The following is an 8,888-nucleotide window of genomic DNA, read 5'->3' on the forward strand; positions in this document are numbered from 1 at the left end:
GCCTCCCAACACGCTAATGGCGGGCGCGCATCTTCACCAAACGCACCATAGCAAGCGCAAAGCCCACAGCGGCCACAGCCATAAGTACGTAAAACACCGAGCGAAAGCCGAATAGGAATACATCCGGACGGCCTGCAACAAAACTGGTCACGGCCTCGCCCATCGCCACGCTCATCTGCCCATACAGGATATGCGACGCCGCCGTAATGCCGAGTGCCATGCCGGCGTAGCGCGCCAGGCTGCCCAGGCTGCCCGCAAAGCCGAGCGCTTCGCGCGGAGCCGAGCCCATATACAGCGAGTTGTTGGGGCTCTGGAAAATCGAAGTACCACACGACATAAACGCGACACAGCACACGATCACAGGGATGGAAGAATGCTCGTCGAGTGTGCTTACCGCAAAAAGACCGCATACGTACACGCCCAGGCCGACTGCCGTGGGGCCCTCGCAGCCAACACGGTCCGAAACCGTACCCGAAAGCGGGCCGATAAAGGCATTCACCATTGGCAGCGCCAAAAAGAGCAATCCGGAAATGTCGGAACCAAAGCCGTGGGCGTCCTGAAAATAGAACGGCAGGATAAACTCGGATGCGCCAATGCCAACAAACACGATGAGCATGCAGGCAAGGTTGATGGTGAAGGCCGAATTTGCAAAGCAGCGACGAGCAGCCTCGATCAGGGACATGGGGCGTTCGCCGGCCTCTGGCTTAACGTGCGGCAGCGTGTAGAGCCCCACGATAAACGAGATTACGCCGATGGGCAGGTTGATGAGGAAGATGCTCTCCCAGGGAAAGCTTGCCACCAGCATGCCGCCGAGCACGGGGCCGCACATCATGCCGAGGGCCACGAAGGTCGCGAGAATACCCATGGCACGGCCTCGTTCGCGCGCCGGAAACGACTCGGTGATGATACCCATGTTGTTAGCCATGGCCGCCGCGCAACCGACGCCCTGAACAATGCGCGCCAGGATAAGAACCTCGAGCGAGGCCGAAAGGCCGCACAGCAGCGAACCGACCGAAAAGACGATGACGCCCAACTGAAACACATTCACCTTGCCGCGCACGTCGCCCAGACGGCCAAACGGCAACATAGCCACGCAAGTCGCAAGCAGATACACCGAGCTTACCAGCTGAATGCGATCGAGGCCCACGCCCAGCTCCTTTTGCATCACGGGCAGCGCCACGGTCACGACGGTCGAATCCAGACACACCATAAACGTCATGACGAGCACGGTGAACAGAATCGCCCATTTATTCTTACCGTGGGTGTCGCCCTCTAGGGCAATGTGTTCGCGGCGCAGCTGCTCGGCAGTTTTCTCCATGTATATCCTTTCTATCGTGCAACGCAAAAACGGGACCCCAATCGCCTACAAACGGACACGATCGGGGTCCCGCCTACGGAATCGGAACTATGAGGACGTCGTCAGCCGAAAAGCCGTCCCACGCCTCGCACGCACGCTAGCCTAGCACTGCTCGAGTGCCTGCTCAAGGTCGGCAATCAGATCGGCCGTGTCCTCGAGGCCGCACGACAAGCGCACCATGTCGGCGGAAATGCCACAGGCAATGAGTTCCTCATCGTTCATCTGGCGATGCGTGGCATTAGCGGGATGCAGGCAGCAAGTGCGGGCGTCGGCCACGTGCGTGGCGATCTGGGCGAGCTTGAGGCTCTTCATAAAGGTCTCGGCCGCCGCACGGCCACCGTTAAAGCCAAAGCTCACAACGCCGCAGGTACCGTTGGGCATGTACTTCTGAGCGAGATCATAGTACTTGTCGCCCTCCAGGCCCGGATAGCTCACGAAGCGTACCTTGGGATGACTCTGCAGGAACTTGGCAACGGCCAGGCCGTTCTCACAATGACGCGGCATGCGCACATGCAGGCTCTCGAGCGAGCTGTTCAGGAAGAAGGCCGCCTGCGGGTTCTGCATGGGGCCGAGGTCGCGCATAAGCTGCGCAGTGGCCTTGGTAATGAAGGCACCCTCGCGACCGAACTTCTCGGCATACGTCACGCCGTGGTAGCTCTCGTCGGGCGTGGTGAGACCCGGGAACTTATCCGCATGGGCCATCCAGTCAAACTGGCCGTGGTCGACGATCACACCGCCCAGGTAGGCAGCATGTCCATCCATGTACTTGGTGGTGGAGTGCGTAACGATGTCGGCGCCCCACTCAAAGGGACGGCACATCACGGGTGTCGGGAAGGTGTTGTCGACCATCAGCGGCACGCCGTGGTCATGCGCGGCCTTGGCAAAGCGCTCAATATCGAGCACGGCAAGGGCGGGGTTTGCGATCGTCTCGCCAAAGACGAGCTTGGTATTGGGCTCAAAGGCTGCCTCGAGCTCCTCATCGGTGCAGTCGGGGGCGACGAACGTGCAGGTCACGCCCATGCGGCCCATGGTGTGGGCGAGCAGGTTATACGTACCGCCGTAAATGGCAGAGCTCGCGACTACGTGATCGCCGGCACCGGCCACGTTAAAGATCGCGAGGAAATTCGCAGCCATGCCCGAGCTCGTGAGCATCGCAGCGGTGCCGCCCTCCATCTCGCAGATCTTGGCGGCAACGAGATCGCACGTGGGGTTCTGCAGGCGGCTGTAGAAGTAGCCCGACTCCTCCAGGTCAAACAGCTTACCCATATGCTCCGACGTGTCGTACTTCCACGTGGTGGACTGGTAGATGGGCACCTGGCGCGGCTCGGCATCTCCCGGGTGATAGCCGCCCTGAACACATGTGGTACCGATGGTCTGCTCGCTCATATCTAGCTCCCTTGCCTGGGTTACGTTTCATTCGGTTCACGATACCGCTACCCTGCACCCCTCTCAACCCATCCCCAAGATAGGTTATTGGACAAATTGATCAGGGGTATTTATCTCAAGCCTTGGGCATTTGCTCGATAGATAAAAACGAGGCATACATGAAGCTCTCGATGATTACATGCCCCGTCACGGGTACCATAGGCGGGTACACCGTGACCAAGGAGACAACGATGAAGCAAATCGATACGGCCCAGCTCGACATCACCGCCTGTCAGGCTCAAGCTGCCGAATACCACGCCCGTGGCTTTAACTGCGCCCAGGCCGTCGCCTGCACGCTCGTGCCCGCCATCGGGCTCGACCCCCAGGTCGCCTTTACCCTCACCGAGGGCTTTGGCGCCGGCATGGGCGGCATGACCGAGACTTGCGGCGCCATTTCGGGCGCCGTGGCCATCATGGGCTTTGTAATGAGCGACGGCATGGAAAACCCCAAGACCAAGGGCCAAACCTACAAGCTGTCGCGCGAAATCGCCAAGCGTTTTGGTGAGAAGAACACGACGACCGTCTGCGGCACGCTCAAGGGCATCGGAACGGACAAGGGTCCGCTCCGCAGCTGCCCCGGCTGCATCGACGATGCCGTCGAGATCGCCTGCGATATGCTAAAGCGACTCGCCGAGTAAACGGCAGCAACAGAAAAACGACGGCCGGCGCGCTTGGAATCCATCCAAAAGCACGCCGGCCGTCGCCGTTAGAACTCGGCAAATTCGGGAGCGCCGACCTCAATCTCCTCGCGCCCCGCCATAAGCTCGCGCATCTTAGCGCAAAACGGCTCCTGCTCCCCCGCTTTAAACACCAAGTGAAGTGTCACGGCATCCGCGTAATCGGTATCCGAAACCTTGGCACCCGAATCCTGCGCCAAACGAAGCACCTGCTCATACTGCGGATAGGCCACATGCACGTCAACAGGCACGACACTCGTCATCTCGACAATCTGCCCAGCCTCCTGAGCCGCGGCCACCGCCGCCTGCGTCGCCGCGGTATAGGCGCGCACCAAGCCACCGGGCCCTAACAGCGTGCCACCAAAATAGCGCGTCACTACGCAGCAAACATTTTTGAGCTCCGCGCCGCGCAACACCTCGAGCGTCGGCATACCGCTCGTGCGGCTCGGCTCACCATCATCGCTTTGACGCTCGCGTCCATCGACCAAAATCCACGCGGGAACATTGTGTCGAGCGTCGTAATGACGCTTTCGAACCATCTCGATAAAGGCATTCGCCTCGTCCTCGGACTCAATATGGACCAGCTGGGCAATAAACCGGCTCTTGCGGTCCAAAAACTCGCCCGAAGCCTCAATATTCGATTGCAGAGTAAAATAGCTGTCCAACAAAGCCCCTCAACAACAAGCAAAGCAACAAACAGCCTCAATAATACGGCAAAGACAGCACCGTTGACCTTGCCAACAAGAACGGGAACGCCAATGATACCGTCACCGACAGCGAGAACCCGTCAGCGCGAGCAAGGTGCCTTGAAAGACGAGGGCATTGACCTTATGGTCATGCCCGAAGGCTTGAAAGGCAGATTGCCGCGCTGACGGGTTCGCAGCGTCAACAAAGTGCTGAGTGGACCGATAAGCCGGGTTCTGTCGTGAACGGTCATTTATCTTGTCTGCACGTTACCGTGCAGCTCCACGCACGCTACCCGAACGCGGACCGGGCCGGCCCATAGCGTTCCTATTCGCGCTTGCTCCGGATGGGGCTTGCCAAGCCGCCGTGTTGCCACGACGCTGGTGGTCTCTTACACCACCGTTTCAGCTTTTCCCTTTACGCCTTGCGGCGCAGGTGGGAGTCTTCTTTTCTGCGGCGCTTTCCGTCGGATCACTCCGCCCGGCCGTTAGCCGGCATCCCGCCCTCTGGAGCCCGGACTTTCCTCACGCGTACTGCAAGCAGCACATCGCGCGACCGTCTGGCCCACTCAGCAGTGCAAGAGTGTAGCACACCGTTGCCGCAGGCAATGGCACAACACAAGCGTTCGACACGATAAACCAAGAACCACGCTATACAGTACAATAGGGTCGTCGATGGGCAACGTCGTCAGTCGAGACGCGACCGCGCTCCGCACCCCTCCGTCTACTCGGTGCGTTCCCGCCTCCTCCCCGAGGCGGGATGTCGGCATTTTTATGCACCGACAATCCAATAGCCCGTGGACAGCACGCCAGCATTGCGCATTTCTGCGCCAAATGCAAAAAGGGACCCGTCCATTGCGGACGGATCCCTTCAAACAAGTGATCGTCAAACCGATTTACTCGGCGTCGGTCTCCTCGTCCTTCTTCTCGGAAGGCAGCGGGGTAACCTCGATCTCGACGCCCAGAGTCTCAGCAGCGGACTTCATGGACAGGGAGATACGACGACGGTCGAGGTCGATCTCCATGACCTTGACCTGAACCTTGTCGCCCACGTGGGTGACCTGAGAAGGCTGATCGACGTGCTTGTTGGCCATCTCGGAGATGTGAACCAGGCCCTCGATGCCCTCGCCCAGGTCGACGAAAGCGCCGAACGGGACAAGCTTGGTCACAGTGCCCTCGACGATAGCGCCGACGGGGTACTTCTTGACCAGTGCGCGCCACGGATCCTCGGTGGTCTGCTTGAGACCCAGGGAGATGCGCTCGCGGTTGAGATCGACGTCGAGAACCTCGACCTCGACCTCCTGGCCGACCTTGACAACCTCGGAAGGATGGTTGACGTGGTTCCAGGAGAGCTCGGAGATGTGGATGAGGCCGTCGATACCGCCGAGGTCGACGAAGGCGCCGAAGTCGACGATGGAGGAAACGGTGCCCTGGAGACGCATGCCAGACTTGAGCTTGGACAGGATCTCGGAGCGCTCAGCCTTACGGGACTCCTCGAGCACGACGCGACGGGAGAGGACGACGTTGTTGCGGTTGCGGTCCATCTCGATGACGCGAGCCTCGATGCGGGTGCCCATGTAAGAGGTGAGGTCCTTGACGCGACGGAGGTCGACGAGGGAAGCGGGCAGGAAGCCACGCAGGCCGATGTCGAGGATCAGGCCGCCCTTGACAACCTCGATAACCTCGCCCTCGACGTTCTCGCCGGAGTTGAACTTCTCCTCGATGCGGTTCCAAGCACGCTCGTACTCGGCACGCTTCTTGGACAGGACCAGACGACCGTCCTTGTCCTCCTTCTGGAGAACCAGAGCCTCGATGGGATCACCGAGTGCAACGATGTCTGCAGGGTTAGCGTCCTTACGGATGGACAGCTCGCGGACCGGGATAACGCCCTCGGACTTGAATCCGATGTCAACGAGCACCTCGTCATGCTCGATCTTAACGACAGTGCCGTTAACGAGATCGCCCTCATCAAAGTCGGTAATCGTACCGTCGATGAGGTTGTTCATCTCCTCCTCATTGACATCGTCAAGAGAGAAAATGGACGAGTTCTGAATCTCACTCAAAGGTGGACCCCTTTCGAACTACGGGGCCCCGATTGCTAGGACCTACAGAAGGGTGCGACAAGCACACAACGTTTAGGAACACTCGGGAGCCGACAGATACTAATGTGACGCTTATGCAATCACGTTCGTATAGATTACGGGGAAATTACTTCGATTTCAAGCGCGAACTGCGATTTTTTACTCGTATGGAGACTTTTTCGCAATCTTGTGGACGACCGTCTCCATAAATTGACGATAGGCAGTTAGGCATACGGCTTTGGGGTAAAGTATCCGGAGCAACGATTCTGGAACGATTTATCGAGAAAGGTGCCCGCGTGCTCAAAGCAGTCGTTTTCGATATGGACGAGACGCTTCTTAGCATCAACCTCAACGCGTTCATCCTTCGCTATTTTAAGGATGTCTCGTCGATGCTCGCGGATATCGGACGACGCAGCCGAGGTGGCACGATGGCGCGCCTCGGCACCATCCTGGTCGACCTCAACGCCAACCGCCGAAGCGGCACGGATAATCGCACCAATCTTGAGTTCTACCAAGAAGAGGTTGAGCGCCGGTGCGGCATTTGCCTCTCGGACCCACTCATCTACGAGGCGTTTACCTACTACGACCGCGAAGTTCTTCCGTACAAGAACGACGATGTCATCAACGCCCACGCCATGCCCGGCGCACATGCCGCGCTTCAGGCCGTACAGGATGCAGGGCTACGTTGCGCGCTCTTTACCAACCCCAGCTTTCCGCAGGGGGCCATCGAGTGCCGCATGGGTTGGGGCGACCTGGCCGACGCCCCCTTTGAGCTCGTCACGCACATGGGAAACACCACCCGCTGCAAGCCCGATGCCACCTACTATCTAGAGCAGCTTCAGGTGATGGGACTCGAGCCGCACGAGGTCCTTATGGTGGGCAACGATCCCAAACGCGACTTCCCGTCCCCCGATTGCGGCATCCAAACCGCCTTTGTGGGCCAAGGAAAACCGGGACGCGCCACCTGGCGCGGAACCATGGAAGATTTCGCCCACGACTTCAACGCCGTAATCGAAGCCTTCTACGAGCACCAAATAGCCGACGAACTGTCGTAGGACCCCTCCCTCGCTCCAAACAAAATAACGCCGCAGACCGAATGTGACAAAGGTTCAGCCCCTTTTCACATTACAAAGATGGCGCCGATGTTTTGGCAACGACAGACACTATGACCCAATCCGAGGGCACTAAAAAGATAGGAGCCCCCGCTCGTGACCGCGGGTCGGGGCTGCGACAATGATGTTGAAGTGCCATAGGCGCAGCCGCGCCGCAACGAGGTTGGGAGGCTCCCATGCCAAAGTATTCTACCGCGTTCGGGATGGACGTCCACCTGAGGTCGACCACCGTCTGCGCCCTCGACGCGGACACCGGCGAGGCCGTGACGAGGAGGTTCCCCGGCAACCCCTGGGGCGAGATCGCCGGGTGGATGGATGGGTTCCCCGGGCCGTCGCTCGCGGCCTACGAGAGCGGCTACCTCGGCTTCGCCCCGCAGCGGGAGCTCGCCGGGCTCGGCGTCGAGTGCGTCGTCGCCGCGGTCTCGAAGATCCCCAGGTCGGCCGCCGACTCGGCCTCCAAGAACGACAGGAACGACGCCGCCAGGATGGCCAAGGCGATACTCGCCCACGACATCTCCCCCGCATGGGTCCCCTCCCCCGAGGTCGAAGGCATCAGGGACCTCGCCGGCGCCTACGACGGGGCGACCGCGCGCCTGGCGACCGCCAAGCAGCGGCTGCTCGCCTTCCTCGCAAAGCGGGGGTTCGTCTACGGCGGCACCACGCCCGCCGGTAACCCGAGGAAGTACTGGACCTACGACTTCCTGAGGTGGCTCGACAAGGTCAGGCCGGAGGACGATGGCGGGGTTCGGACGCTCGCCGCCCTGAGGAACGAGGTCGAGGCCGCGGCGGAGGCCCGGGCGGACCTGCTCTCCGAGTACAGGGCCGCCGTGGATGCCAGCCCGATCGCCGCGGAGGTGGCCGCCCTCCAGTCGATCAAGGGCTGCGCCTTCGCGCTGGCCGCGGCCTTCTCGGCCGAGGTCGGCGACTTCACGAGGTTCCGTTCCGGAAGGCAGGTCACGGCCTATTTCGGCCTCGCGCCGAGTCAGAGGTCGAGTGGCGACTCCGTGCGGCTCGGAGGCATCAGCGGTGCGGGCAACGCGCTCGTGAGGAAGCTGGCCGTTGAGGGTTCATGGTGCTACGCCGCGGCACGGCACCAGCCGAAGCTCATGCCAAGGGACACGGGCGTGCCCCTCGAGATAAGGATGCACGGGAGGAAGGGGTCCGAGCGGCTCCTGCGGCGGCGCGAGGAGATGCTCGCCCGCGGCGTGCCCGCGGCGAAGGCCAACGCGGCCACCGCGGCCGAGCTCGTGAGGTGGCTCTGGGCCCTCGGCATGATGTGCCGGGAGGGCGCGGAATAGACACAGCCCCCGTCCCGGCGAGGATCGCGTCGGAAATGTTGGTGTAAGCGCGCCGACGGCTGACCGCCAAACGCAAGCGGCCCCTGTCCTAGAATCTGGAATTGCTACATAACACAGGTTCTGGGAAAGGACAGGGACCGCTATGGAGATATTAGCAGACGCGATGCCGGATAAGGCCGCCATCCCGAGGTCGACCGACGGGATGGTCGACATCCAGTCGCTGCTCAGGCTGCTCGCCGAGCAGGTGGTCAACGC

Annotated in this window: 7 protein-coding genes and 1 other RNA gene; 3 read left to right on the plus strand and 5 right to left on the minus strand. The window is 60.7% G+C overall.

Annotated elements, in window-relative coordinates; all coding sequences use genetic code 11:
• Positions 1–13 precede the first annotated feature (13 nt).
• Both AB5Z25_RS01530 and AB5Z25_RS01535 read right to left on the minus strand, forming a co-directional pair.
• On the minus strand, positions 14–1,318 hold the full coding sequence (locus AB5Z25_RS01530; protein ID WP_368134621.1) for an MFS transporter: 1,305 nt from the start codon (positions 1,316–1,318) through the stop codon (positions 14–16).
• Between the two features lie 141 nt (positions 1,319–1,459).
• Complete coding sequence (locus tag AB5Z25_RS01535; RefSeq protein ID WP_117776343.1) at positions 1,460–2,743, minus strand: O-acetylhomoserine aminocarboxypropyltransferase/cysteine synthase family protein; 1,284 nt, start codon at positions 2,741–2,743, stop codon at positions 1,460–1,462.
• Between the two features lie 158 nt (positions 2,744–2,901).
• Between AB5Z25_RS01535 and AB5Z25_RS01540 the strand changes: the two genes are divergently transcribed.
• Positions 2,902–3,420, plus strand: coding sequence for a C-GCAxxG-C-C family protein (locus AB5Z25_RS01540; RefSeq protein ID WP_368134622.1), 519 nt, complete (start codon positions 2,902–2,904; stop codon positions 3,418–3,420).
• A 68-nt stretch (positions 3,421–3,488) separates the two neighbouring features.
• Here the strand turns inward: AB5Z25_RS01540 and AB5Z25_RS01545 are convergent, their stop codons facing one another.
• From AB5Z25_RS01545 to rpsA, 3 genes are all read right to left on the minus strand, one after another.
• Complete coding sequence (locus AB5Z25_RS01545; protein WP_368134623.1) at positions 3,489–4,127, minus strand: YigZ family protein; 639 nt, start codon at positions 4,125–4,127, stop codon at positions 3,489–3,491.
• A 225-nt stretch (positions 4,128–4,352) separates the two neighbouring features.
• Positions 4,353–4,714, minus strand: an RNA gene (gene rnpB, locus AB5Z25_RS01550) — RNase P RNA component class A.
• 324 nt (positions 4,715–5,038) lie between these two features.
• On the minus strand, positions 5,039–6,205 hold the full coding sequence (gene rpsA, locus AB5Z25_RS01555; RefSeq protein WP_022095232.1) for a 30S ribosomal protein S1: 1,167 nt from the start codon (positions 6,203–6,205) through the stop codon (positions 5,039–5,041).
• A gap of 314 nt (positions 6,206–6,519) precedes the next feature.
• Between rpsA and AB5Z25_RS01560 the strand changes: the two genes are divergently transcribed.
• Positions 6,520–7,278 (plus strand): HAD family hydrolase, encoded by a 759-nt coding sequence (locus AB5Z25_RS01560; RefSeq protein ID WP_368134624.1) that lies wholly within the window; start codon positions 6,520–6,522, stop codon positions 7,276–7,278.
• A 233-nt stretch (positions 7,279–7,511) separates the two neighbouring features.
• Positions 7,512–8,633: an IS110 family RNA-guided transposase gene (locus AB5Z25_RS01565; RefSeq protein ID WP_271759599.1), complete on the plus strand. Its 1,122-nt coding sequence runs from the start codon at positions 7,512–7,514 to the stop codon at positions 8,631–8,633.
• Positions 8,634–8,888 lie beyond the last annotated feature (255 nt).

The organism is Collinsella aerofaciens, assembly GCF_040910325.1.
GTDB lineage: Bacteria > Actinomycetota > Coriobacteriia > Coriobacteriales > Coriobacteriaceae > Collinsella > Collinsella aerofaciens_BL.

Coding starts and splice junctions, on each gene's coding strand:
- AB5Z25_RS01530 (WP_368134621.1), bottom strand. CDS start 1,318: ATGGAGAAAACTGCCGAGCAGCTGCGCCGCGAACACATTGCCCTAGAG.
- AB5Z25_RS01535 (WP_117776343.1), bottom strand. CDS start 2,743: ATGAGCGAGCAGACCATCGGTACCACATGTGTTCAGGGCGGCTATCAC.
- AB5Z25_RS01540 (WP_368134622.1), top strand. CDS start 2,902: ATGAAGCTCTCGATGATTACATGCCCCGTCACGGGTACCATAGGCGGG.
- AB5Z25_RS01565 (WP_271759599.1), top strand. CDS start 7,512: ATGCCAAAGTATTCTACCGCGTTCGGGATGGACGTCCACCTGAGGTCG.